The sequence below is a fragment of the Streptomyces sp. NPDC027962 genome, assembly GCF_055566095.1.
This window is the reverse complement of record NZ_JBVHTA010000037.1, coordinates 1-22,567: the sequence shown is the minus strand read 5'-3', so window position 1 is coordinate 22,567 and position 22,567 is coordinate 1. Positions and strand designations below refer to the sequence as shown.

The following is a 22,567-nucleotide window of genomic DNA, read 5'->3' as shown; positions in this document are numbered from 1 at the left end:
TCTTCTATCTCTTCTGTGGTGTCTGCTGTACTGCTGGCGCCACGCGCCGTCTCATCGCCCTGCATGCCCGGCCCCCTCATGCACTCTCGGCTGTGTCGGTCAGAACAGCTGGCCTGCCTCTACCTTCACGCCTCGCTTCTCAGCAGCCCGGGCCGCGGTTTGCAGATCCGGCCACGAGCTCACGAGGTTGTTGAACCATCGCTGGCTCTCCGTCCAGCCCCGGTTCTCACAGATGTTGTGCAGGAGGTAGGCCAGGCCCTTCACCGTGTCCTCGTCGATCTCGGGGCGCGTACGGGCGCGGGCGAGGAGCTCGCCGGCCGCATCGATGCCGGTGCCCGGCCCCTTGCCCTCGATGAGGCGGGACAGATGCATCGCCACCTCCCAGACGGTGAGTCGGTCGTCGGTGGTGGGATCGTACTTGGCGGGGAGGTCGGCGGGCTTGATAAGCGCCGCGTTGCCTCCTCCGGACCTCACAACTCCAGCGTGCATGAGCCCCGGGATAGAGGTGTTATAGCGATGGGCCATTTGCTCAGCCTTGCCATAATCTGCAGTCTCCCACTGGTGATCCTCAAACCATTTGATGCACCATCGGGTATCTGTGTCAAAGTCCTCCTCGTATTCAGAAAGAAGTTCGTCTAGAGCCTTGGTGATGAGAGAGAGCGCTGTACGCACACGCATTGGAGAGCCGTCGGGCTCAGTCACGCGGGTGTACCGAGAGAAGATCTCCATGCCAGGGCCGATGGCAGCCTGACCGAGGTCAACCGCTGGAATGGAACTCTGCTGCAAAGGCTTGATGCGCTCGGGAAGTTCGCGACGAAGGGCCTGAAGAAAGCCGCGACGGTCCAGACTGTCTGCATTATCTGGACGCGGACGGCAGATCATCGCAACATAGGAAGCCAGAGCATTCGCGCCCTGGCCAACTTGGCGAGTACTGTTTGTAGCGTGCAGTGGCCACGTGCCAACGACACTTACCCCGGCGGCCAGCATTGCCTCAAGGAGAGCGTCCCAGGCCGAGGAGGTGAGTTCGCCGTCCTTGGTTTCTTCCTGCCGGTGAGCGTAAATAACGATGAGCGGAATATCTGGACGTGACGCCTGCTTGAGTGAAGAGAACACTTCCGTGAAGCCATCGATGAAATATTGGCGAGCCTTCTCTTGGCCGCCCTGACGATGAGGATTAGCAATCAGCTCTTCAGCCTTGGGTGTAGCCATAGTACCGAAAAGGTCAGGGTGAAGATTCCTGGCGGCACGGCGGAGCCACACATAGAAGTAGTCGCTCAAATCAGCATAGTTGATCTGCGCGAAGTACGGAGGGTCGGTTGCAATCAGGGCACTTTCCCCAGGAACGAGATGCCCAGCAGTGCGCGCGTCCGCTTGCACGACGACACCCACCCCAGCATCACGAGGCAGTGACTTTAGAGCCTTACGAATGCCACTGGCAATTGAAGACCAGCTGCCAATAGACGAACTGAAGGGGTTAACCTCAGCGAAGTCCCAAAGCATGGGAAGCGCCTGGCGGCCGAACGCAGGCTCCGCCTTCGAAGGACCCTTCCGGATCCTCCAGCGACTCTGCGAAGAATGGGCGGCGCTCAGCTTACTCACGCAAAGAGCAAGAATGGATCCGATCGCCGCTACCTGATTGGGGTTTCCACCGTCCTCCTCAACCCACTTCGGCACCCTAGCCACGGCATCTGCAAACGCCCCCAACATATGAAGCTGTCGCGGCGTGTAGATGTCCGCCTGTCGCCGCAAACCATAAAGTGGGGTCTTGAAGTCCCGCGTGTTGCCAGGGAACTCCAGCTCAGGAATCTCGCCAGGGAGCTCAAGTTCAGTATCGTCGACTCCCTCTGGCGCCGGAACAAAGCGTCGACCAGACTCGTCATCGACAGCGATCGCGAGCATCGTTAGCCCCATTCGACCGTCGACGCCCGCTTTGCGAATATACTTCTCATCGACATCTGTACCACATGTTACGCAGGCGAATTTTCCGCCGCGTCCGGTTCGCTTCGTTGCCCCCGGAACTTCCGAGCACAGACCCGTGCCGATTTCGAAAAGTACGCGCCCATCCTTCAGGAGGGGATTCAGCCACGCCTCACGCCCGTCCTGCTTACTCAACCAAGGTGAGCTGTACAAAGGAATGTCGATATCACAGGAAGGGTTGGCGCAGGGCACAGTTCTCGCCCACAGCCACGCGACGACCTCGGATCCCTTGACCGGATCATACAGATGGCCTACTTGAGCCTTTACCTGCTCCTCAACCCGATTCGCATAGTGCTGAACGTCTGCCAGCAGTCCGGCCATTGAATCAACTGCCGTTCCATCCAAAGCGCCGTCATCACCAGAGACAGCTGGCTCGCCGAGTACGGCGGGCACGAGTTGGGTCTCCACGCGAGTCACAAGTGCTGGCACAGGATTCAAATCGCTCGCAACCGTGGGGAAACCAAGACGCTGCGCTTCGACGAGGGTTGAGCCACCACCGCAAAATGGGTCGAGCACTGTAGGCAGTTCCCGCCCTTGCGCCTTCAGAATCGCTTTGGCCCGCCTCAGAGCCTCCCCCGAGGGGGCTGTTCCATCCGGCGGAACCAAGCCCTTAACTACGCTCTCGAGTTCCGCGCGCTCTGCCTTGGTTCCGGGATCGTCGACGACGGCAGCAAACAACAACGCACGCCAGGCCGGAGTCGGCATCGGAGCGAACCACTTGTGGACATTCTTCACAGTGCCAACGCTGCGCTCCTTTTCGGCCTTGCTGGCTCGGCTGATCGCCTCCGTCGGCAGCGCAACCTCGATGAGCTTCCGCTTCCGCGGCGTCGACTCGTTGTCCATATCGATGCTCACAGAGGAGCTCCTCCCTTGGTCCAGGCGTCCGGCCACGACAGCAGGAGCCCCTCGGCTTTCAGATCCCCGAACTCGGTGTCGGCGAAAGCATTGGTCAGGTATCGCACCTCGTCGTGTTCCGGCCCGTCTGGGTGCACGGTAACGAGAGCGAGGCGGTGCTGGTCGCCGCGGTTCTTGGCGACCAAGATCTCGTTGCGGCTTATGTAGAACTCCTCCGCACCTACGCGACGGCCCTTGACCTCGATGTGGACAAGACGGCCTTCCGGCGTCAGCGAGCGAATGTCATAGCCGGGGTTGTTGTGTGCCATCTCCTCGGGGACACGCCCGAGGGCTCGCTCCGCACGCAGCACAGCAGCAACTGCACGGCGATCGGTCTCGTAGCCGTCAACAGCATGCAGCCGCGCGTCGGCAGCTCCGTCGGCCTCAGCGTCCACGGCCTTGGCCAGCCAGCCGATCGGAACGATGAGTGCGTGCCCCGCTACCACGGGTGGCTTGGGCTGCATGGAGGCATCCTTCGCCAGGTCAGCGAGCCGTTGTTCACGGCGCAGCTCAAGTTCCTCTGCCCACGAGCGCGCTCTCTCCGGCCGGTGCCGGACTCGCTTACCTTCGGCAAGGTCCTGCTCAAGCTTGCCGGCCTGCGCGTACCAGTAGCTGATCTCCTGCTTGAGGCGCTGCTCGACCTGTGTGCGGGTGCGGTCGACGACTGGAAGGAGTCGTTCACGGGTCGAGGCGAGGTGCTCGGGCACGGCCTCCCGGATCGCCCAGTCCAAGGCCCGAGCACTTCCGCCGTCCCGCAGCCATTCCGCGTCCAACAGGAGCTTTATGGCCTTGGCCTCCAGCGCTGTCGGCGGCCGGTAGTCAAGGTAGGGCGCGGGGCCGGCATTCCGGGCCGTACCGTCAGGCAGCAGTTCGGTGAACGCGAAGGTCCGGTCAACGGCGCGTCGGTGGCCGTCCACGATGTCCTGCTCCAGGGCGACGAGGAGCTGCGGCTGGTCGCCCGAGTCGGCCGCGTCTACCAGGACTGCCCCTCTGCTGAGCAGGTTGCCGTGAAGGCGCACCGTCTCGTTCAGCACAGCGTCAAACAGGGGGTGTCCTGGTGCGATCAGGTCGGCGCGAGGCTTGCCCGGGAGAGCGATGCATTCTCGTTCGAAGCACACCCTCTCGTACTTGCGCTGCACCATGCCGCCGAGCCCGTCACCGAGACGTCCGGCCTCGCGTAGGACGACCGGCACATGGGTGATCTCGGAGCGGCCGGCTTCCCGAGGCTTGAGTTGACCGCCGAGACGGGCAAAGGCATCCCGGAAGAACGCCTGCACATAGTGCGGGTGCAGTCGGCGCGCTTGCGCCTCTTCCATGCGCAGCCGCACCTTATGAACGTCCTCGATCCCCATGACCTGAGCGTCGAGGGCGAGACCCTTGATCAGTTCGACGGCGCGTTCTCCGACGCGAGCGTCGATAACCTGGTCAAGCTGGGCCTTCACCTCGGGCTGGTCTCCGTAGCGGATGGCCGTGACCAGCAACTCACGCAGGGGCTCGCCCTCGAAGATCTCGCCGAGGACGTTGTAGACCTTGCCTTGGTACGCCTTGCTCTGCTGCTCGATCTTGTCCAGCAGCCTCTGGAACACCTGGCCTTCGCGGGTGTCGTCCGCCACCAGGTTCCACAGGTGGCAGACCTCAGCCTGGCCGATGCGGTGGATACGACCGAAGCGCTGCTCGATCCGGTTCGGGTTCCACGGCAGGTCGTAGTTGACCATGAGGTGCGCGCGCTGGAGGTTCAGACCTTCACCCGCTGCGTCTGTGGCGATGAGCACCAGGACGTCCGGGTCCTGGTTGAAGGCGTCCCGGACATCGCGACGCTGCTGGCGCGGAGTGCCGCCATGGATGGCCACGACGGCCTCAGGACGGCCGATGAGTGACCGAACGCGGTGGGAAAGGTACTCCAGGGTGTCACGGTGCTCTGTGAAGACGATCAGCTTGCGCGGCTGTCCCTGGGCATCGCGCATGTGCTCGTTGTCCTGCAACAGCGCGGAGAGCTCCAGCCACTTCCGGTCTTCCCCCAGAGCCAGGACACGACTGGCAAGGTGCTCCAGCTCACGAAGACTGTCGATCTCCTGCGCCAGCTCTGCAAGGGTCAGGGCCGCCGAAGCAGAGTCGACGACCTGCTCTTCGAGATTCTCAAGTTCCTCACCGGAAAGCTCGTCCAGCTCACTGTCCAGCGAGGCCATCCCGGCCCCGGCAGCCATTGAAGGCGCTTGAGGGGCCACAGCCACCAATTCGGCATACTGCTTCGCGGCGTGCATCTCCTCACGGCGAGCCTCCAGCCGCTTCCGGCGACGCTCCAGCGAGCGGGCGATTGCCTGGGGGCTGGACGCGAGGCGGCGCTGCAGAACCGTGAGAGCGAAGCCGACCTGATTGCCTCGTCGGCCATCGAGCCGTTCGGCACGGTTCATCTCGTCACGTACGTACTCTGTGACCCGCTCGTACAGCTCCTGCTCGGCCCGCGAGAGCTGGTACGGCACGGTGTAGGCGCGTCGCTCAGGAAAGAGCTTCTTGCCATCGAAGGTAAGGAGGTCCTCCTTGACCATGCGGCGCATCAGACCTGACGCGTCATGCTGATGCACACCATTCCGGAATTTCCCCGCAAAGCGGTCACCATCGAGCAGCGCCATGAAGAGCTGGAAGTCTTCTTCCTTGCCGGCGTGGGGCGTCGCGGTCATGAGGAGGAAGTGCCGCGCAACCCGGCCCAGGAGTCGGCCGAGCTCGTACCGCTTGGTCGTCTTCAGCTCCGTGCCGAAGTAGCTGGCGCTCATTCGGTGCGCCTCGTCCACGACGACCAGGTCCCACGCGGACTCAGTCAGTCGATCCTGAAGCTCATCGGAACGCGCCAGAGCATCCATGCGCGCGATGAGACGCGGGTGCTTGTCGAAGACATTGCCATCGATCGTGGCGTCGACCAGCTGCTTGGTGAGCAGGGTGAAGTCCAACCCGAACTTCTCCAGGAGCTCGTCCTGCCATTGCTCGACGAGGCCCCCCGGAGCCACGATCAAGCATCGTTCCAGGTCGCCCCGGAGGGCCAGTTCCTTGATGTAGAGACCAGCCATGATCGTCTTGCCTGCACCGGGATCGTCGGCCAGCAGGAACCTCAGCGGTGTACGGGGAAGCAGCTCGTTGTAGACCGCCTGGATCTGGTGGGGCAGGGGGTCGAGAACGCTCGTGGAGACTGCCAGCATGGCGTCACCGCGAGCAGCCATGCGGATACGCAGAGCCTCCGCAGCGAGGCGGAACAGTTCAGGATCGGCGTCGAATCCTTGGCGAGCAGAGGAAGACTCGCCTGAAGCGAGTCGGCACTCGTCCTCCCGATAGAGGATCGCCTCATCGACCGTGCCATCAGGACGGCGATAGGTGACCTGTGCGGCAGCACCAAACATCTGGCGCGCGACGATCACGACATCGATGCCTGGAGAGATGCCCGATATCACGCGCCCCGGGGCGAGATCTTCGAGGCGAAGGAGACCCCCTCCAGACATCCATCGCCTCCTGCTGGCGGCCCATGATCGTTCACGTGAATAGCAGGTTCCAATGATGCCTCAGCGCCGGCCTCGCCATCCCCAAGATCCGGTCATCCGCATGGGCGCCGGCTCCTGATCACGCCGAGGGCCGCACACTCGCCTCTCCACGGGGGTGGGGCTCGACCGCCGTGAATGGCAGGGTAGGTCTGTGGTGACGCGCGACGATCTTATGAACCTACTGTCTGCGCTACGGCGGGCGCAGGTAGGAGGCCGACGGGCGCCGCACAAGCCACTGCTTGGGCTCTGGCTCCTGGGAAGGTTCGCCGCATCCGGTAGCACCGCGGTCGCATATGACGAGGCGGAGGAGCCCGTCAGTCGGCTCATCAACGACTTCGGGCCAGCCGTGACGAGCCGAACGCGGGCACGGGAACGGGCTGCGATGCCGTTCGTACACCTGGAGCGCGAGCTGTGGGAGTTGCAGGACCGTGCCGGTAACCCCATCGGCCCGGATGCCCCGGAACGCGGCAGCTGGCTGCGGAGGCGCGGCGTGCACGGGCGACTGCGCCCCGAAGTTGAGACGTTGCTGGCCGAGCCTGCCGCCCTCGTGTCGGCTGCACGACTCCTACTGGAGCAGCACTTCACACCCGCTTTGGAGGCGCCCATCTGCGACGCCGTCGGCCTGGACCTGACCGGGCTCGATGAGGCCATACGCATGGTCACGGAGAGAAAGCGGCGGAAGCGGCGGGCCGGCTTCGCTGAGGAAGTGCTGCACGCCTACGCGTACGCCTGCGCCTTCTGCGGGTTCGATGGCGCACTCAGCCGGAATCCGGTGGGGCTCGAAGCCGCGCATGTGCGCTGGCACAGCCAGGACGGCCCGGACGAAGTCAACAACGGGCTGGCCCTGTGCTCCCTCCACCACGCCCTCTTCGACCTCGGCGTTCTGGGGCTCCTGCCCGACCTACGGATCCAGGTTTCCGAGCTGTACGTGGCCCGCAGCCGGGCGGGGCAGGCCGTCGACACCCTCCACGGGCAGCAGGTCGCAACGCCCCGCCCGGGACGCCCCGCCATCGATCCGAAGTTCGTCCTCTGGCACGGCCGGCAGGTCTTCAAGCGTCCCGGAGCCCAGGCCGCGTAGGTCAACGGCCGCGTAGGCGCAGCAGAGGCACCGGGGAAAGGCACGCGTTCTCGTTCGGCGTGGTGTTCTCTAGCGCCGCGATCTGCCGCTCCAGCGCCTTGACGTTCTCGGCGTTGTTCACCGTGGCGACCCCCTGGACAGTGACGGCCAGGGGGTCGGAGACGAGAGTTGCTCTGCGTTCACGTAGGACTTCCATGGCGATGGCAGGGACGGAGCCGAGGCGCTGGTAGCGGGCGTCGAGGTCGGCGCGGTCGGCGTCGCCGAGCTCGGAGCGGAGGTACGCGTACTCGGCGTCGGTGAGGCTCACGACGTCTCGGCCTTGGGGCGGCGGGGCTGCCGCTGCGGCTCCGGGGCCCAGGCGTCCGGGTGGGTGATCTGGTCGGCGATCGTCGGGGCGCTGACCTCCGTACCAGGTTGGAGGAGCAGCGTCTGGTGGGTCTTCGGGTCCGTGACGAAGACCGCCGTGGCAAGGGTTCGGGAGGCCGCGGGCATCACAGGACCTTCGCGGTGATGTGGATGTCAGGGACGTACAGGACCGGCATGGCGACGGCGGCGCCCTTCGTCCAGACCTGGACCGGGTCATCCTGGTGGCCGGCGGTGATGACGATGCCCGGGGCGTCCTGGCGGGTGATGGCCGGGTTGGTGCCGGAGGTCAGCACCAGGGACTCGGCGGTGATGCCGTACTGAGTCTCCGCCCAGGACTCCGGGTTCGGCGGCAGCAGGATCCAGCGGTCCTCCGGGATGACGCGCTGGTAGGTGTCGTCGACGGAGATCTGCACGTCGTAGACGGTGATCGGCGGGAGGTTGTAGCGGGCGCGGACGACCTCGACCTCGTTCGGAGCGAGAACAGCGGTGGGGGTGGTGGAGCCGTTGACACTGCCGTAGTACGCGGCCCGGTAGGCGTCGTTCGAGGCCAGCGTGGCGCGGGCCTTGTACGAGGTGATGACGCGGGCCGGGAGCGGGGCGCCGATGGAGCGCAGGTACTCGATCCAGCGCAGCTCGTCCGCGATCGGGTCGCTGGTCGGGTCGGACCAGGGCTTGGCGGCAGTGGGCATGTTGGCGGCCGGGACGCCGAAGTCGGCCTCCAGGGTGAGACCGTTCTCACCGTTGAGGCTGAACTTGCCGTCGACGATGAGGTCGCCGGCGGCGAGTTCCATACGGTTGTGGATGGACTCCACGTGCCGCTCGATGTCGTCGTAGAGCAGCTCGACGAACTCCGAGGCGTCGGCGCCGCGATAGGTGTCCAGGAGGATCTGCTCCAGTTCGCCGACGATCAGCTTCTGGCCCAGCGGCGGCAGCATGCCCTCGGTGGTGATCTTCTCGGCCTGGCGGCGGGCGACGGCGGTCTCGGCGTCGTACGCGCGGAACTTGGCCGCGTTCACGCGCCGTTTGCTGGACCTGATGCGGAACTTGACTGAGTTCAGGCGTCGTTCGGGCATGACGGTGCGGGTCAGCTCGAAGTCGGCCGGGGTGGTCATGGTGCGGGCGAAGGCGTTGAGGTCGGCCGCGTCGATGTCGCGGAGCAGGGTGTCGAGCATGATGGGCGAGGCTCCTCAGCAGGTCACGGGACGTCAGACGAAGTGGATCTGCGCGGTCGAGGCGGTGACGGCGGCCGGGTCGAGTCCGCCGGGTACGTGGGCGGCGGCGATCACGCCATGCCAGAGCAGGGCCGCGCCGGCGCGGCCGCTGCCCGGGGCGAAGGCGACGTCCGCGAGGAGGACGCCGGCGAAGGTGGCGCGGCCGTCCGTGGCCGCTGGGTCCCACGGCCCGTACAGGCCGGTCGCCGTAACGCGGCCCAGCGGAATGCCAGCCTTCATGACGTTGCGGGGCTGCCCGACCGTGGGCGGGGTGTAGTGGGTGTCCTGGGTGAAGAGCGCGGTGTCGAGGGTGATGGTGAGCGGGGTGTCGAGGCCGTGCCGGGACGCCAGCCAGGGGCGGTCGGCGGTGGCGGACTCGGAGTAGGTGGTCAGCTGCAGATCCACGCCAGGTTCCTCCGGGCGGACGGTATGGGCGGCGGGTACGTGCGGTCATCGGGTGACGCCGTCGTCCGCGCGGGGTGTGTGGCGGGGCACGGTCCCCGAAGGCGTACCGGGTTCAGGAGTTCTGGATGTGGCCGCGACGGCGGGCGATGTCCAGGCCGAACTGGCCCGCGCGGGGCGGGGTGCCGCCGGAGCGACCGGGGACGTTGGAAGGGCTGCCCGAGGGTGGGGCCGCGGCCGGCTGCGCCGCCCGCCGGCCGAAGAGTTCCGGGCGGCGCTCCTTCAGTTCCCCGGCAGCCTGGACCAGGGCCTCGTCATTCGCTTCCCGGTCGGCGAGGCGGCCGAGCAGCACGACGGCGTCCTCCAGCTCGGTGCCGGTGGCACCCAAGCCGACCAGCACAGCGCGGCGTGCGGCGTCCCGCTCCCGGGCGACGGCCGCTGCCTCGCGCTCCTGCGCCTGGCTCTCGCGTTCCGCGGCGGCCTGCTCGCGACGCTCCGCCTCCGAAAGGCGGGCCTGTTCGGCGTCCTTCTGCTGCTGGTCGGCCTGACGCTGGTTCTGCACGTACTCCGTCAGGGCCTTCGCCGACTCGAAACCAAGCTGCCCGAGCAGGTCCCGCACGCCGGCGCGGCGGCCCTGGTCCTTCTCACGGGCGAAGCGGCGGGACAGTTCCTCCTGCGGGATCGTGACCTCCGCGGCACCGGTCTCCTCGGACGTGGTCGCGTCGTCAGGCTTGCCACCAGGGCTACCGGGGTCGTCGGAGGAGGCGCCGAGGATCGGCAGGATCGGGCGGCCGTCGCGGCGGTAGCCGAGCGGCGCGAGCGGCAACGGTGGGCGCGTACGTGCGGGCATGGACGAGCTCCTCGCCCAGACGCCCCCGCGACCGCGCGGAGTCTAACCCCGTCGTCGTGCCGCGTCTGCTGGTCTTCTGCGTCAGGCAGTCTTGGCGCTCCCCTTCTCTCCGTCGTTTCCACCTGTCTCCATTGGCGTTGGCGCCGACGCTTCAGCACGCCTTCTGATGCGTTCCACCTCCAGCGCGGCGTCCTCGATGGGGAAGCTGGCGTCGACCAGCAGTCGTACCCCTGTCTCCAGGGAGAGCACCCCTGCCTGTACGCCCCGGGCCACCAACTCCAGGGCAGCGGACTGATCCGTCGGCAGGTACGGCCCGAAAGCGACCGTCGCGCGGGGATTCTCCCCGGCGGGCAGGACACCGCCCAGCTGGTAGAGGCGCTGCACCATCTTGAGCAGCAGTGGGTACTTCACCTCCCGCGCCAGTCGCATGGAGCGGATCACGGCGTCCAGCGGGCCGAAGCTCAGCTGCAGCGCGTACCCAGACGGCACCTCGGCGGGGTTGACCGCGCCCAGGACGCTCGCGGGCAGGCGGGTCACCACCGACAGACGCTCGCGCAACGTCTCGACATACGCACGGAGCTCGGCGAGCTGAGCGGAGGTGTCCACGGTACTGAGCTGGCCGCTGTCCCCGAGCGGCCAGACCATGCCCGGTGCCACCTGTACCGGCAAGGGCCGGCCCGTGTTCCGGTCTACCGGCAGCCGTGCCCCGGACAGACCGATGATCGGTGACCCCGTCGTCGCCGAAGCACGCTGGCTGTCGGTGTCCGCGGCAGAAATGTCGTCGAGGAGCTGTGCGGCCGACAGCAGACTGGACTGGCCGAAGTGCTCGGCGCCGTTGATCGTGTTGGGGACGTGGACGACCGGGATGAAGTCAAGCTGGAGGTCGAGACGGTTGAGGACCTCACCATCTGCATTGGCCCGGAAGCGCGCTCGGGACAGGGAGAGCGCGTCGATGTCGCCGGTCCTGTCGACCTGCTCCATGTCCCACTCGGCATCGGTGAGATAGCAGGTGACCTCGCTCGGCTGACTCGACCACGGGTACGTCCGCGAGGAGTTGCCGTCACCGATGGGACCGATCTCGTAGGTCACCCGCCGAAGCGTCCCCTTCCGGCCACTGCTCGGATCCTCCGGAACCTCCCATGCCAGGTGGACGCGCTGCGGGTATTCATCCGCGTCGAGAGCGCTGTCGGAGCACACGGGGAAGTAGAAACCCGGGTCGATCGTCTTCAGGACCGGGCGGTTCTTCGCCCGCGACCAGGCAAGCAGGTAGACGGTGTCACCGAGCAGAACAGCAGTGCGCTCGGCGTGCTGCATACGCATCCGCAGCTGTTCGGCCTCGGCCCACTCCCGCAGCAGCACCTCCCGCTCATGAGCGGTCGCGCTGTCCTCCGGGGCGTCGACCACGATTTGTTGGGTCTCCCCCAGCAGATGGCTGAGCGTCTGGTCGACGATCAGGGCGGCGTCGCCGTACTCGCGCCGGTCGTCGCCGTCCTCACCGAGCAGCGTGACCGCCTGGTTGCTGTCGTAAGCGGCCAGCACCGTGTACGCGGCGAGGCGGCGCCGATCTGCCTCCGGCACCCACGACGAGGCCGTAGGGCCGGGGAGTCCTGCTGGACGGCCCTCGACGGCTTGATGGAAGGCGGGCTTGTACGCCAGCGCACCCCAAGTGTCGATGATCAGCTTCCGCCAGCGCCGCATTCCGTGCTCCCGGACCGTGGTTCTCGTAAAGGCGCCGGAGCCTAACGCCAGCCGGGTTGTTCGCGGGAGGAGCGGCAAGTTGGCTCATCCGGCAGCGCGCCGGCTGTTCTGCAGGTGCTTGTTGAGGTGGTGGAGGTGGTGCCAGGCGGTGGGGTCGGTGCCGTCGCCGAGGGGGTAGTGCAACGCGGGGCGGGCGGCGGGGCCGAGGCGCGCGGGTCGTGGGTACTGGACCGATTGGGCGTGGGTGCGGCCGATGGTGTGGACGGCCTCGGCGCCGAGGGTGAAGGAGACCGGTACTGGGGGCGATTCGTGATGGGGCGGAGTGGTCACGTCGGCGCGGGCTGCGCGCAGGTGCACGAGCATCGAGGCCAGGTTGTGTCGGGTGGCGAGGGCCTCGGCCAGCTCGGGAAGTACGTCGAGGGGCGGGGGCTGGTCCGCGGTGTGGCCGCTGACGAGGGTGATGTGTTCCTCGACTCCGGCGGGGGTGCGGGTGACGCGGCAGGTGGCGATCGCGGGGCTGTCCGGGGAGCCGACCGCGACGAGCCAGGTGGGAGCGGCCCTCTGGGCACGGGAGCGGGCCAGTTCGGTGAGCTGCCTGGGTGACCAGGGCAGGTTGACGGGTTCGGCGGTCGACCAGCCGGCAGGTGCGGTGCCGGTGATGGCCTGGCATGCGGCTTCCAGCGCTCCGCCCAGGAGGAGACCGTCGGTGACGGGGTGGATGGTACGGATGGAGAGGTGGAGTTGCCGTTCGCCTGGGATGCTCGCGTGGGTGCGGAAGGCGTCGGCGATGGGGATGCTGTCGCTGGTCGTGGGCATGGGGGCGAACCGGCCCTCGCTCCAATGGAGTACGGCGCCGGTGAGACCGTCGTAGTACCCGCCTCGGGGGTCATGGACGACCCAGCGGGCGGGGACGTTGGTCAGCAGGGTGCGGACGGGGAAGGTCAGCCGGGTGCCGGGCGGGGTGACGATCTGCACTTCGCGTCCTGTGGGGAGGCTGGTCTGCAGGAGGTCGGTGAGCCAGGTGGTTGCGACGACGACGGGGCGCTCCTGGAGAATCACGGCGGCGTGCGGGGTGAGGACATCGACGGCAAGCGGGCCGTCGGCAGGGGCGTCGCCGTCCGTGGAGGGCAGGGTGACGACGTCGGTGTGCGCGGCGTCGGCCGGCCAGGTGGACCCGCCCAGAAGGCTGGTCAGCCGTCCGGCGACCGACCCCGCCATGCGGCCGGCCTCCGCCGGGTGTGCGGCTGCCCGCACCTCGGTCCACCACACCGGCTCCTGCACGTCGGCCTGAGCGCCGAGCAACCGGCTGACCTCACCCGGCACTTGGACAAGTACGGGCACTTCTACGGCCGCGACCGGGTGTCCGTCCGGCGTGCGAAGGTGAACGACGGCCCCGCCCGCGCTGCTGTCCACTCGCAGATCAGGCCCACCGGCGTAGAGGCCGGCGAGCATGTTGCGGGCATCTGGCATGGTCGGGGTCAGGGCGATGACGTCCTGTGTCACGCGGTTCCTTTGGGCGGATGCGGTCAGATTCCTGCAAGAATCATCTGCTTCGGTCCCGACCCGTACGCCCTGGTACTTGTCGGGCGCTCGTTCCGGGCCCTTCAGCGGATTCCTACTCGCACCCAGAAATTTCCTGCAGCTCCTCCAGAGAGGGCGCTTCTCGCAGGGAGACCGGGTCGATGGCCCCCGCCTGTGGGTCACCACGAGATGCTGACAGGTCACGTAGCGCCTGAGACGGGGAGAGTCCCCGCTTCTTTGCATCGCTCAGTCGTGCCAGCCACGGGGGGCCGGCGTCGAGTGCCTCGTCGCCGGAGGGAGTACGGGGTTCGTACCCTGCCGCGTCGTCGTTGTCAGCTGCCCAGAGGTAGCCGAGGACACGACCACCGCGAGCCACTTCGGCGAACTCGACGGGTGAATCGGTCACCGTATTGAATGACATTGCGTCCCGTGGAAGTTTGGACTGGAGCAGTTCGGTTCGGCGTGGAACCTCGAACATGTACCAGGAGTCGAGCAGGTCGGGGTCTTCGTCCGGGAGATCTTCGAATCCGTCTGTGGTTGGTACGCCATACGCTGTGGGGTCCGAAGGAACGATCTCGGCCTCGGTCAGGTGCTGAAGCGCTATGAGGACGGACCTGAGACGTGGAGCATTCTCCGCCTGCACGCCGGGCTGTTTATGGCCGCGCAAGTTATGGGACATCCAGGCGTCCGAGAACGTGTGCAGGGTCAGTGTCCCCGCACCGCTCGTCCATGTGTCGACGGAGATGGTGAAGAGCTTTTCGACATAGCGGGGTTCGCCGGCTCGAAGAGAGACGCCGGGCGTAGAGAGGTCGATAGTCACCACGCCGACACGTTCCCATGCGACCGGCGGCAGTTTGCCGAGGAGCACTTTCCCCGCGAGGCCGCTCTGCATGTCCACGCGTACCCTCGTCAGGCTGAGGAGAACGGTGCCGCCATCCGTGGCCCTGACGGTGAGGTCAGCGCGTCCCTCGCCGCCAGCGAGACCATGCGCGTGCAGAACCGTCCAGGCATCGAGTGCCTCTCGCAGGCACCGTGCCGCCAGGTCACCTTCGGCGGGCTGCGTCTTGGTCTCCCAGGACCAGCTGCCGACCGGGGTCGTCGTAATCACAGAACACCTCGTGGGTCGACCTTGGAACCTGGCGGGATGGTGATCGTACCGTCGTCGAGCCGGAGCACGAAGAGGATGCCACGCCCCTTATCGCTCTTGAACGGGTGCTCGCCTCGGTGTACTTGTAGAAGCTCGTCCGGAATTCCCCTGGCTTCCCATTCGGCGACTGATCCCTGCCCGTCGATGAGCATGACTTTGTGATCGGCTTCAGACTTTGACAGCTGACCCAGATTGTCCGGCTTGGCGATCGAGTCGAATGGATTCTTCGGGTTGTTGAGCCGCTTCATCTGGTAGCCGTAGCTGTTTCCTGCATCGTCCGTCACACGCACATCGAGGTCTGCCTTGATCGCAGGATTCTTGACTTCGAACTCGATGTTACGCAGTCCGCTTTTGTGGAACTGGTCGGCAAGCCGGAGCTGATCCACGGCACGCGGGAACTGGTCCGGGCGGCCGGAACCCAGCATGGAGACGGCATCCCTGTATCCAGGAGCCTGTGAAAGGTGGCCGGAGCTGATGATGTCGGCGATCTCCCGTCCGGATAGAGACTCGCCCAGCCTTTCCACGATCTTCTCGACCACTTTGGGCTTCATGGTGTTCCGGGGGATGCTGCGGATTCCCTCCCGCAGCTGTTGCTCGGCATCGCCCCCTCGTTCCATGGGGCCTGACGTCGTGGTGTCGGGCGCCTGTCCGCCGCCCTGGCCGTCACCGGCACGCCCTGTGTCATCGCCACCACCAGGCGTGGCGTCGGGGTCCCCCGAATGGCCTGAATCCGGTATCTCGGATCCGGACCCGCCACTGCTATTCGACGGTGCACCAGGTTCGTGGCGTCCGTGCGGGTCGCCCACGCTCGCATGACCGCTATGGGGCGTGACGCTGTCGCGAGAGACGGTGCTGTCGGGCGTCTCGTGACTGCCCTGTGGCGGCAAGTTCTCGTCCGCCCTTGCGTGTGCCTCCGGCGCACGCATCCCCGCCCCGACCAGTTCCTGCTGCCGCGGCGTCTCGATCGACGGCGTCCGGTCGACGGCGGCTGCTTCGGGTGGGGCTGGGGTTGTGTCGGGTACGCCCTTGTTGCCGGGGATGAACGCGCCGTCCTCAATGCGGAGCTGGGCGCCGTTCGGGTATTCGATGACGCTGTAGGCGGCGTCCGAGGTCGCCGCGGCGTCGGTCGCGGCGCGGACGCCGGCGGTGAGGTCGGAGACCTTGGGGAGGGCACGGGCCGCCACGCCCGCGGTCTTGGCGGCGGCGCCGATCGGGTCGAGTACTTCGCCGACCTTGGCTGCGGCGCCCGCGATGCGGGAGGCCGTGCCGGCCTTGCCGGCCGCAGAGCCGGCCTTCGAGGCCGCGCCGAGGGGGCCGGCGCCCAGGGTGAGGCCGTTGAAGATGACCGTGCCCATGGCCTTGCCGGGATTGGTCTCCCAGTCGTCCCAGCCGACGAACGCCTTGGCGAACTCCTTGGCGTACGGCTTGCTGTCGTCCATGAGCTGCTTCTGGTAGGCCGGAAGGTCCTTCCGGTCGCCGTTCGGGTCCAGAAGGTAGCCCTCCGCGCCGACGATCACCCGGAGCAGCCCCTCGCGGGCCGCGCCGCCGTCCTCGCCGGGACTGAACAGGTCGACCAGTCCTGTGAACGAGCCGACGGCGTTGTCGACGATGCTGATCCCGGCCTGCTCCAGGTGGTAGTCGATCCCGAACGGCAGGATCTCGTGGTGCTCGGGCTCCCCCCACGGCAGCGAGTCGGCCTTGGCCAGTTGCTCGGCGCTGAACCCGTACGCGTTCTTCTGTCCCCGGCTGCCGTCATTGATCTGCCACCGTGTGCCGCCGTCCACCAGCGCGGTGATCTTGTCGGCACACGCGACCTCGGCCGCCTGGAACGCCGCCACCGCCGCGTTCACGCCGTCCCAGATCCCCTGATGCTCGTCGACCTTGGCCTGGTCCTTGCGCCAGTTGCCCAGCGGCCCGTCCTGGTCCGCGACGGACGCGACGAACCGCGTCGCCTGAAACCGCAGCAGATCCAGCTGCTTGACGATCTCCACGACCTCGACCGCATACGTCTCCAGCGCCCCCGCCACCGTCTCCAGCCGGTCGGCGAAGCGGCCCGAGCCCTCCTGCACGGCCTGCGTCGTCGAGAACAGCTGCCCAGCCTCCGGAGCCCGGTACGAGGCGGCCAAGTTCTGGAAGCGCGTGTGGACGTCACCGCCACCGTCGCGAACCGCCTTCGCCGCCTGCCGCAGCGCGATGATCTCCCGCCCCAGCCCCGGAAGGTCACCGGTGAAGACCGGTATCTTCTCCGGGCTGATCACTGCTCGCCCGCCCTCCGTCGCGCGGCCTCCAGCAGCGCCGTCACATCAGGCGCGAGCATCGCCTGCCGCTGCGCGTTCCACGCCTGCTCCAGATTCCCGGCGACGTACGCGTTGGTCGCCTCCACCGCACCGTTCGCCGAATTACTCGCGCGCAGAGGAAGGAAGGCGACGTCCGCCTCGGTCCCCTCGGCGAACTGCCCGAGCGCCGCAGCCACCAGCCCACCGGCCCGGCCGCCCGACTCGGTGCCGACGGCCAGCGTGCCGGCGGACTCCATCGCCCCCTGCACACTCGTCCCGTACAGCTTGATCCCGGCATTCATGCCCTCGGCGGCTTCCCGCACCTGCGAGATCACCGACTGCACCCCTCCGGGCGCGATGTCCCACCCCGTCACCACAACCCCCGTGAATCCCCTGGCCAATACGTTCCGTTGACCGTGTCCAGTATCGCCTACGCCACCGACAACAGATCGTTCATCTGTACCAGTCATCTGATTGCAACAGCAACGCACATCCGGCCAAAGCGCGGGCAGAGCTGGCTCATTGGGGGCCCATCGTCCTGTGCAGCTTCTAACGTCGCCCCGTGAGGCGGCGGTCGGACGGTGCGGACGGGCGTCCCGCATCCCCGCGGAGGAACAGGTCCGTGAGCGCCCAGACGCAGGAGTCGAGGAGGTCCGGGGACTTCTCCTCGACCTCCGAGGCGCCGACATACGTTGTCATCTGTTCCTCCAGCACCGCGAACGTACGGGGCGGGCCCGCGTGGCTGATGCGGGACTGCTCGTAGAGCATCGCCACCGGCGCCGCGCGGGCGCGTTTGCCGCGGGTGGCGTGGACGACGCGGCACGGGACAGTCGGGTCCACCTCGGCCAGGAGCGCGGGGAGGTAGTCGCCGCCGTTGTTGGCCTCGATGACCACGCAGTCGGCCTGGTGCTCGTGGTACAGGGCGGCGGCGCGGCGCATCGCGGCTGTCGGGGCGTGGCGGTCCTGCTCGGCGTGGAGGACGTAGCTGCGGGGGCGACGGTCGCCGTACATCTGCTCCAGGGGGTACGAGCGGCCGGCGACGGTGAAGGCGGTCAGGTCCGCGGAGTCGGTGGTGGTGACGGCCGGGTCGACGGCGACGACCATGCGGTCGAGCGGCGGGACAGCGGCGCGGGCGACGCGGAAGCCCTCGACCTCGAACATCCACTGTTTCCACAGGGCGCCCTCTACGTCCTCGAGGAGGACGCCGTCGAGTTCCTGTCGGCCCAGGCGGGTGCCGCCGTACTCGGAGTCCAGCTCGGCGAGCGCGGCGTCGGAGAGGTTGGCGCGGTTGTCCTCGGTGCGGCCGGTGGTGAGGGCGACCGTGGAGCCAGGTCGTCGGCCGCGCTCGACGAGGCGCTTGACGTGCGGGAGGGGTTTGGGGGTGGTGGAGATGACGACCTGCGGGGCGGGGGCCTCACGCAGGCAGAACCAGAGCATGTCGTACACCGACTGGGCGGTGTGCCGGTTCCAGGCCGCGTACTCGTCGAGCCAGCCCTTGTCGAAGGCGAAACCCCGGAGGTTGTCGGGGGTCTCGGCACCGAAGCCGTAGATCGCGGAGCCGTTCTTCAGGCGCAGGATGGTCAGGCCGTTGCCGGGGCTGTAGCGGCGGATGTCCTCGGGCGGGATGACGGACAGCAGGCCGGACTTGGGGGACTCGAAGCAGATCTCCTTGACCAGGGTGGCGTTCTTGGCGACGACGGCAATCAGCGTGCCGGGCGCCGCAGCCCACTCATGGACGGTTTGTGATGCTGTGCGAGTTTTGCCCCATCCGCGGCCAGTGAGCAGCATCCAGGCCGCCCAGGTTCCTTCGGGGACGCGCTGTGCGGCGCGAGCGTGATGGTGGAGCCAGCCCTCGTGGGGCATGCCGTCGCAGCCGGGCCGGTCGCAGGCCCAGCGGCGGGCGGCTTTCTCGTCGGCCGACAGCAGCGCGGCGATCTCGGCGTGCAGTTGGGCGTCGGAGATGCCGGCCGGGTCGGGGAGTCCGTTGAGGCGGTCGGTCACGGCTGACCGCCGTCGATCGTGCCGATGCGGGACTCCAGCTCGCGGCGCAACTGTTCCATACGAGCGCAGCGTTCCTCGTCGGTCAGCTCGCTCATGTCGGAGATACCCGGCGTGCCGCTCGTAGCGGCGGCTTCGACAAGGTCCATGCCGTACGCCTGGCGCTCGATGCGGACGGTAACCTCCAGCAAAGCGGATGACGTCGGACGGGCTGAGGCGGGACGGGTCGAGCTGCTGCAACTGCGCAACGATCTTGGCCTGTGCCGCGGAGGCCAGTCGGGCATGGCGGCGCGCGACTTCACGGGCGGCATGCCGGCGCTCGGCACGCCACAGGCGGTCTTGCTCGCGGTCCCACGCCTCGGCACGGATCACCCACTGGTGCGTGACCGACCACCGCTCCACGAGGGTCCGGGCCTTGTGGAGGGTCCCGGCAACCTTGCTGATGCTGCGGGAGAGGCCGAGGTCGCGGTAGCAGGCAAACGCCTCCCATGCGGTGGCCGATTCGCCCGGCCGCCGCTCCCATGCCTCGGCGCTGTCCGCCATCTGCTCGGTGTGCTCCTACCCGTCCGTTCTCGTCCTCTCGTACTCTTCGAGCTCCGCCGCAGTGCCGACGAAGGCCGGGGCGCACCCCTGCGGCAGGCGCTCGACGACCATGGCGACGGCTTCACCTACGGTGGCGGCCACCCCGACATGCTGGCTGCGCGAAGGCCCGTCGACCCGGTAAGCACCGTCCTTCATCGGAGCGATGTAAGGGATGTCCCAGGTGTGCCGCGGCTCGGTGCACCGGCTGAAGTGCAGCTCCCACATGCCTGCCCATGGGTACAGCTCCCGCAGCTGCGGCTCCTCGTAGGCCCCACGCACCAGCTCCGCGAAGCGCCCCGCCAGCCAGGCGGGCTCGTCCGTCCTCGCCATGATCCTCTGCCACTGCTCTTCCACAAGGTCGGTCATGCCGCCATTGTGCGCAGCGCCGGATCACGCAGCCCCAGGTGTTCCAGCAGGTCGCGGCAGTCCTCCCGACCCTCGGCTCGGGCGGCGACCTGGAGCGCTGCCTGGCGGCGGCCCCCGTCGGGCAGCGGGGTGACGGATACGGTGCGCTCCCATGACGAGGAATCCTTGGCCAGGTTCACGGGGTGCCCTCTTCTCGTACGTCGATGGGTTCCAGCTCCCCGTCGAGAAGCCGGGCGAGCTGTTCAGCCAGGCGGAACGGCTCGTCAGCGAGGTGCTCGGTCAGAACGCGGGCCAGGCCGGCGGCAGTGCGGTGGACGCTGGTCAGATGATCGATCTCGGCATGGAGCCGGTTCAGTTCGTCGGCGTACGGGGCGCTCATGGCGTGGGCCTCCGGAAGTTCGGTGGAAGGGTGGCGCGCTGCCGGCCGGGGCCGAGGACACGCAGCACGGTGTGAAGGTCGCGGGGCCGCCATACGGCGACCTCGAAACCGCTGTCGGCCAGATGGGACAGCCACTCGCGCTGCCCGGGACGGATCCGCCCGGTGTCGGTCTTGAACTCGACGAAGAGCGTGCGGCGCTGTCCGACGTGCCCGAAGACCTCGTCCGGCCACCCTGGGTCGGATCGGCGGGAGTCCGCCGTGTGGTACTGGAGCCGCCACCCGTAGCGGGTGGCGATCTCGCGGACCTGGCTGCGCCACTGCTCCTCGCTCGCGCCGGCCGACCGCTCTACCGAGTGCACCGTCCCGGGGAAGCGCTCGGCCTCCAGACGGTCCAACGGCCCGTACCGCTCCGTGAGCAGCCTGCGGTACAGCTCCGTGTCAGCCCTTGAGGAAGCGCTCACTGCTCACCGGCCAACAGCCGGTAGCCGGTGCTCGTCGGCCGCATCCGCTCCAGCGCGATCCGGGTGCGCTGCCCGGTTCGGCCGCCGGGCGCGGCAGCGGTGCGCACGGTGCAGTGGGCGTACCGGGCATCGACCGCGTCGACGCGGACGGTGCGGCCTTCGCTGCGCTTGTCGTTGTCGGCCCAGATCTGACCGACCTGAACGTTGGGCGTCATGCCGCCCCCGCCAGGTAGTCGGCGGCCCACAGCTCGAGTGCCCTCCACCGTTGTCCGGGCTCGGTGTCCCCCTCGCGCTCCATCCGGTCGATGGCACGCTGGACGACAGCCGCGGCGTCGGCCGGCATGGTGCGGGTGGCCAGCACGGTTTCGACGGGGGCGGAGCCCTTGCGAGTGGCGGTCTGCTCGTCCGGGTCGTACCAGCCGTCTGCGAGTTCACCGAGGTGCCGCTCCACGACCGTGAGGATGATCGCGAAGGCGGCGGCGATGTTCCCGATGTTGTGCGCGCCCTTCACCGTGTCGAGCGCGTCGAGCATGCCCTCGTACTGGTCGATACGGGCAAGCCATCGTGCATCGGCCGAGGCCGCCTTACGGGCGGACTCCAGCGCCTTCTCCGCCGCCTCCTTCTCATCCGGCAGGAAGACGATCTGCACCGTGGCGAAGTCGAGGTTCGCCTCGGCAAGGCTGGGGACGGTGACCTCTTCGAGGAGTTCAAGAGTCTTGTCGTCCAGCCCCGAGTACAGGCGCATCGAGACGTCCTCCAGCTCCTCGTACAGAGCCTTGAGGGTGGCCGGATCGTCCTCGCCGGCGATCGCGTTGTGGGACAGCTGCAGCGCAATCTGCCTTTGCCGCGGAAGCGGTTCGGTGATCTCCAGCCAGAAGATCCGCTCCAGGCCGGCCTCGATCGCCGCCTTGGTGCGGTGGTTCCCCGACAGCACGATCCGCCGTCCGGTCTCGGCATCGCTCCACACGAGCGGCGTGGACGTCAGCGAGCCGTCCTCGCGGATGTTGGCGACCAGACGCTGGAACTGCTCGTGCCGCATGAAGCGGGCGTTCACGTCGAGCAGCGTCAACTGGCGCGGATCGCCCTCGACCATGCGGGGCTTGATGGGGTTGCTCATCGGGCCTTCTCCTCCTTGAGTCCCTCCGCCTGCCCGTGTTTGGCCTGCCACTGCGCGAACCCCTCCGCGAGGGTCCAGCGGCCGAGCTCACCGCCGTAGTCGAGCTGGTAGCGGTACGCCGGATCGGCAGAGTCCTTGCGCGAGTTCAAACGCAGCAGGCCGCGGTACTTCATCGACACCGGCCGCTGTGTGAACGCCGTCGTATTCAGGCGTGTGAGCCGGGTGTTCATGGCACGCTGCGCCAGGAACTGCGCCTCGGTCGACAACGCCGCGTACAGCACGAGCTTCGCCAGCCGCCCGTACGAGGTCGGGGCGACGGGGAAGTCGGACAGCAGGTACACGTTGTGCGGGTCGTACTTCGGCGTCGAGAACGCGAACGCGCCCACCACCACGCCGTCGACCAGGACCGCGAGCGCCATCGTCGGCGTGCCCGGCCGGATGTTGTGGTTCATGTACTGCGAGCGCAGCGTCGCGAACTGCCCTATCGTGAGCGGCGCCAGCGACAGCGTCTCGCCAAGACGCCGGCCTGGTACGAGCCGCGGGGACTTGACCGGCTCCAGTCGCTGGTGGGGCCGTACGATCCGGGCGCGCGGCACCGAGGAGTACACGTTGATCGGCACCCTGAACCGCCCCGGGTTCGGTGGAGATCTCAGACTGTGGTTGTGACCTGGGGTTTCGTGAGTTCGGTGTAGTAGTTGGCTTCGTATTCGACGGGCG

The 22,567-nt window shown here is 67.5% G+C and carries 22 protein-coding genes; 1 reads left to right on the top strand and 21 read right to left on the bottom strand.

Annotated features, from left to right (window positions below; translation table 11 throughout):
- Positions 1 to 99: 99 nt before the first annotated feature.
- Positions 100 to 2,832: a DUF1156 domain-containing protein gene (locus ACZ4SA_RS28040; RefSeq protein ID WP_468279891.1), complete on the bottom strand. Its 2,733-nt coding sequence runs from the start codon at positions 2,830 to 2,832 to the stop codon at positions 100 to 102.
- Complete coding sequence (locus ACZ4SA_RS28035) at positions 2,829 to 6,278, bottom strand: helicase-related protein (RefSeq protein ID WP_468279888.1); 3,450 nt, start codon at positions 6,276 to 6,278, stop codon at positions 2,829 to 2,831. The genes ACZ4SA_RS28040 and ACZ4SA_RS28035 overlap by 4 nt, the downstream gene beginning before the upstream one ends.
- Positions 6,279 to 6,552: 274 nt before the next feature.
- On the opposite strand from ACZ4SA_RS28035, the gene ACZ4SA_RS28030 reads away from it, so the two are divergent.
- Complete coding sequence (locus ACZ4SA_RS28030) at positions 6,553 to 7,476, top strand: phosphorothioated DNA-binding restriction endonuclease (protein WP_468279885.1); 924 nt, start codon at positions 6,553 to 6,555, stop codon at positions 7,474 to 7,476.
- A gap of 1 nt (position 7,477) precedes the next feature.
- On the opposite strand, the gene ACZ4SA_RS28025 is transcribed toward ACZ4SA_RS28030, so the two are convergent.
- The 19 genes from ACZ4SA_RS28025 to ACZ4SA_RS27935 form a co-directional block, all read right to left on the bottom strand.
- Entirely contained in the window at positions 7,478 to 7,783 is a 306-nt protein-coding gene (locus tag ACZ4SA_RS28025; protein WP_468279883.1) for a hypothetical protein, read from the bottom strand.
- Positions 7,780 to 7,968: a hypothetical protein gene (locus ACZ4SA_RS28020; protein ID WP_468279880.1), complete on the bottom strand. Its 189-nt coding sequence runs from the start codon at positions 7,966 to 7,968 to the stop codon at positions 7,780 to 7,782. Before ACZ4SA_RS28020 ends, ACZ4SA_RS28025 begins: the two co-directional genes overlap by 4 nt.
- The gene (locus ACZ4SA_RS28015; RefSeq protein ID WP_468279877.1) at positions 7,968 to 9,014 is read right to left on the bottom strand and encodes a major capsid protein; all 1,047 of its coding nucleotides are present in this window, start codon (positions 9,012 to 9,014) and stop codon (positions 7,968 to 7,970) included. The genes ACZ4SA_RS28020 and ACZ4SA_RS28015 overlap by 1 nt, the downstream gene beginning before the upstream one ends.
- 33 nt (positions 9,015 to 9,047) lie before the next feature.
- Positions 9,048 to 9,458: a head decoration protein gene (locus tag ACZ4SA_RS28010; RefSeq protein ID WP_468279875.1), complete on the bottom strand. Its 411-nt coding sequence runs from the start codon at positions 9,456 to 9,458 to the stop codon at positions 9,048 to 9,050.
- Between the two features lie 112 nt (positions 9,459 to 9,570).
- On the bottom strand, positions 9,571 to 10,305 hold the full coding sequence (locus ACZ4SA_RS28005) for a hypothetical protein (protein WP_468279873.1): 735 nt from the start codon (positions 10,303 to 10,305) through the stop codon (positions 9,571 to 9,573).
- 81 nt (positions 10,306 to 10,386) lie between these two features.
- Positions 10,387 to 12,003 (bottom strand): hypothetical protein, encoded by a 1,617-nt coding sequence (locus ACZ4SA_RS28000; RefSeq protein ID WP_468279870.1) that lies wholly within the window; start codon positions 12,001 to 12,003, stop codon positions 10,387 to 10,389.
- 84 nt (positions 12,004 to 12,087) lie between these two features.
- Positions 12,088 to 13,506: a DUF6177 family protein gene (locus tag ACZ4SA_RS27995; RefSeq protein WP_468279867.1), complete on the bottom strand. Its 1,419-nt coding sequence runs from the start codon at positions 13,504 to 13,506 to the stop codon at positions 12,088 to 12,090.
- A gap of 112 nt (positions 13,507 to 13,618) precedes the next feature.
- Complete coding sequence (locus tag ACZ4SA_RS27990; protein WP_468279864.1) at positions 13,619 to 14,632, bottom strand: hypothetical protein; 1,014 nt, start codon at positions 14,630 to 14,632, stop codon at positions 13,619 to 13,621.
- Positions 14,629 to 16,929, bottom strand: coding sequence for a hypothetical protein (locus ACZ4SA_RS27985; RefSeq protein WP_468279861.1), 2,301 nt, complete (start codon positions 16,927 to 16,929; stop codon positions 14,629 to 14,631). The genes ACZ4SA_RS27990 and ACZ4SA_RS27985 overlap by 4 nt, the downstream gene beginning before the upstream one ends.
- A complete protein-coding gene (locus tag ACZ4SA_RS27980; protein ID WP_468279858.1) occupies positions 16,926 to 17,321 on the bottom strand; it encodes a DUF6507 family protein in 396 nt (131 codons plus the stop codon). Before ACZ4SA_RS27980 ends, ACZ4SA_RS27985 begins: the two co-directional genes overlap by 4 nt.
- A 175-nt stretch (positions 17,322 to 17,496) precedes the next feature.
- Positions 17,497 to 18,948 carry a terminase large subunit domain-containing protein gene (locus tag ACZ4SA_RS27975; protein WP_468279856.1) on the bottom strand — a complete coding sequence of 484 codons (1,452 nt, stop codon included), beginning with the start codon at positions 18,946 to 18,948 and terminating at the stop codon, positions 17,497 to 17,499.
- On the bottom strand, positions 18,945 to 19,136 hold the full coding sequence (locus tag ACZ4SA_RS27970; protein ID WP_468279853.1) for a hypothetical protein: 192 nt from the start codon (positions 19,134 to 19,136) through the stop codon (positions 18,945 to 18,947). Before ACZ4SA_RS27970 ends, ACZ4SA_RS27975 begins: the two co-directional genes overlap by 4 nt.
- Before the next feature lie 367 nt (positions 19,137 to 19,503).
- Entirely contained in the window at positions 19,504 to 19,893 is a 390-nt protein-coding gene (locus tag ACZ4SA_RS27965; RefSeq protein ID WP_468279850.1) for a DUF6193 family natural product biosynthesis protein, read from the bottom strand.
- Positions 19,890 to 20,072 carry a hypothetical protein gene (locus ACZ4SA_RS27960; protein WP_468279847.1) on the bottom strand — a complete coding sequence of 61 codons (183 nt, stop codon included), beginning with the start codon at positions 20,070 to 20,072 and terminating at the stop codon, positions 19,890 to 19,892. The genes ACZ4SA_RS27965 and ACZ4SA_RS27960 overlap by 4 nt, the downstream gene beginning before the upstream one ends.
- A complete protein-coding gene (locus ACZ4SA_RS27955) occupies positions 20,069 to 20,272 on the bottom strand; it encodes a hypothetical protein (RefSeq protein WP_468279844.1) in 204 nt (67 codons plus the stop codon). The genes ACZ4SA_RS27960 and ACZ4SA_RS27955 overlap by 4 nt, the downstream gene beginning before the upstream one ends.
- Positions 20,269 to 20,733, bottom strand: coding sequence for a VRR-NUC domain-containing protein (locus tag ACZ4SA_RS27950; protein ID WP_468279841.1), 465 nt, complete (start codon positions 20,731 to 20,733; stop codon positions 20,269 to 20,271). Before ACZ4SA_RS27950 ends, ACZ4SA_RS27955 begins: the two co-directional genes overlap by 4 nt.
- Positions 20,730 to 20,948, bottom strand: a complete 219-nt coding sequence (locus ACZ4SA_RS27945; protein WP_468279838.1) for a DUF6354 family protein — start codon at positions 20,946 to 20,948, stop codon at positions 20,730 to 20,732. The genes ACZ4SA_RS27950 and ACZ4SA_RS27945 overlap by 4 nt, the downstream gene beginning before the upstream one ends.
- A complete protein-coding gene (locus tag ACZ4SA_RS27940; protein ID WP_468279836.1) occupies positions 20,945 to 21,850 on the bottom strand; it encodes a ParB/Srx family N-terminal domain-containing protein in 906 nt (301 codons plus the stop codon). Before ACZ4SA_RS27940 ends, ACZ4SA_RS27945 begins: the two co-directional genes overlap by 4 nt.
- Positions 21,847 to 22,470 carry a GNAT-like putative antirestriction protein gene (locus ACZ4SA_RS27935; protein WP_468279834.1) on the bottom strand — a complete coding sequence of 208 codons (624 nt, stop codon included), beginning with the start codon at positions 22,468 to 22,470 and terminating at the stop codon, positions 21,847 to 21,849. Before ACZ4SA_RS27935 ends, ACZ4SA_RS27940 begins: the two co-directional genes overlap by 4 nt.
- Between the last annotated feature and the right edge of the window lie 97 nt (positions 22,471 to 22,567).

Excerpts from the sequence above, each read along its gene's own strand:
- ACZ4SA_RS28020 (WP_468279880.1), bottom strand. The coding sequence starts at position 7,968 with ATGCCCGCGGCCTCCCGAACCCTTGCCACGGCGGTCTTCGTCACGGAC.
- ACZ4SA_RS28015 (WP_468279877.1), bottom strand. The coding sequence starts at position 9,014 with ATGCTCGACACCCTGCTCCGCGACATCGACGCGGCCGACCTCAACGCC.
- ACZ4SA_RS28005 (WP_468279873.1), bottom strand. The coding sequence starts at position 10,305 with ATGCCCGCACGTACGCGCCCACCGTTGCCGCTCGCGCCGCTCGGCTAC.
- ACZ4SA_RS28000 (WP_468279870.1), bottom strand. The coding sequence starts at position 12,003 with ATGCGGCGCTGGCGGAAGCTGATCATCGACACTTGGGGTGCGCTGGCG.
- ACZ4SA_RS27965 (WP_468279850.1), bottom strand. The coding sequence starts at position 19,893 with ATGACCGACCTTGTGGAAGAGCAGTGGCAGAGGATCATGGCGAGGACG.
- ACZ4SA_RS27955 (WP_468279844.1), bottom strand. The coding sequence starts at position 20,272 with ATGAGCGCCCCGTACGCCGACGAACTGAACCGGCTCCATGCCGAGATC.
- ACZ4SA_RS27945 (WP_468279838.1), bottom strand. The coding sequence starts at position 20,948 with ATGACGCCCAACGTTCAGGTCGGTCAGATCTGGGCCGACAACGACAAG.
- ACZ4SA_RS27940 (WP_468279836.1), bottom strand. The coding sequence starts at position 21,850 with ATGAGCAACCCCATCAAGCCCCGCATGGTCGAGGGCGATCCGCGCCAG.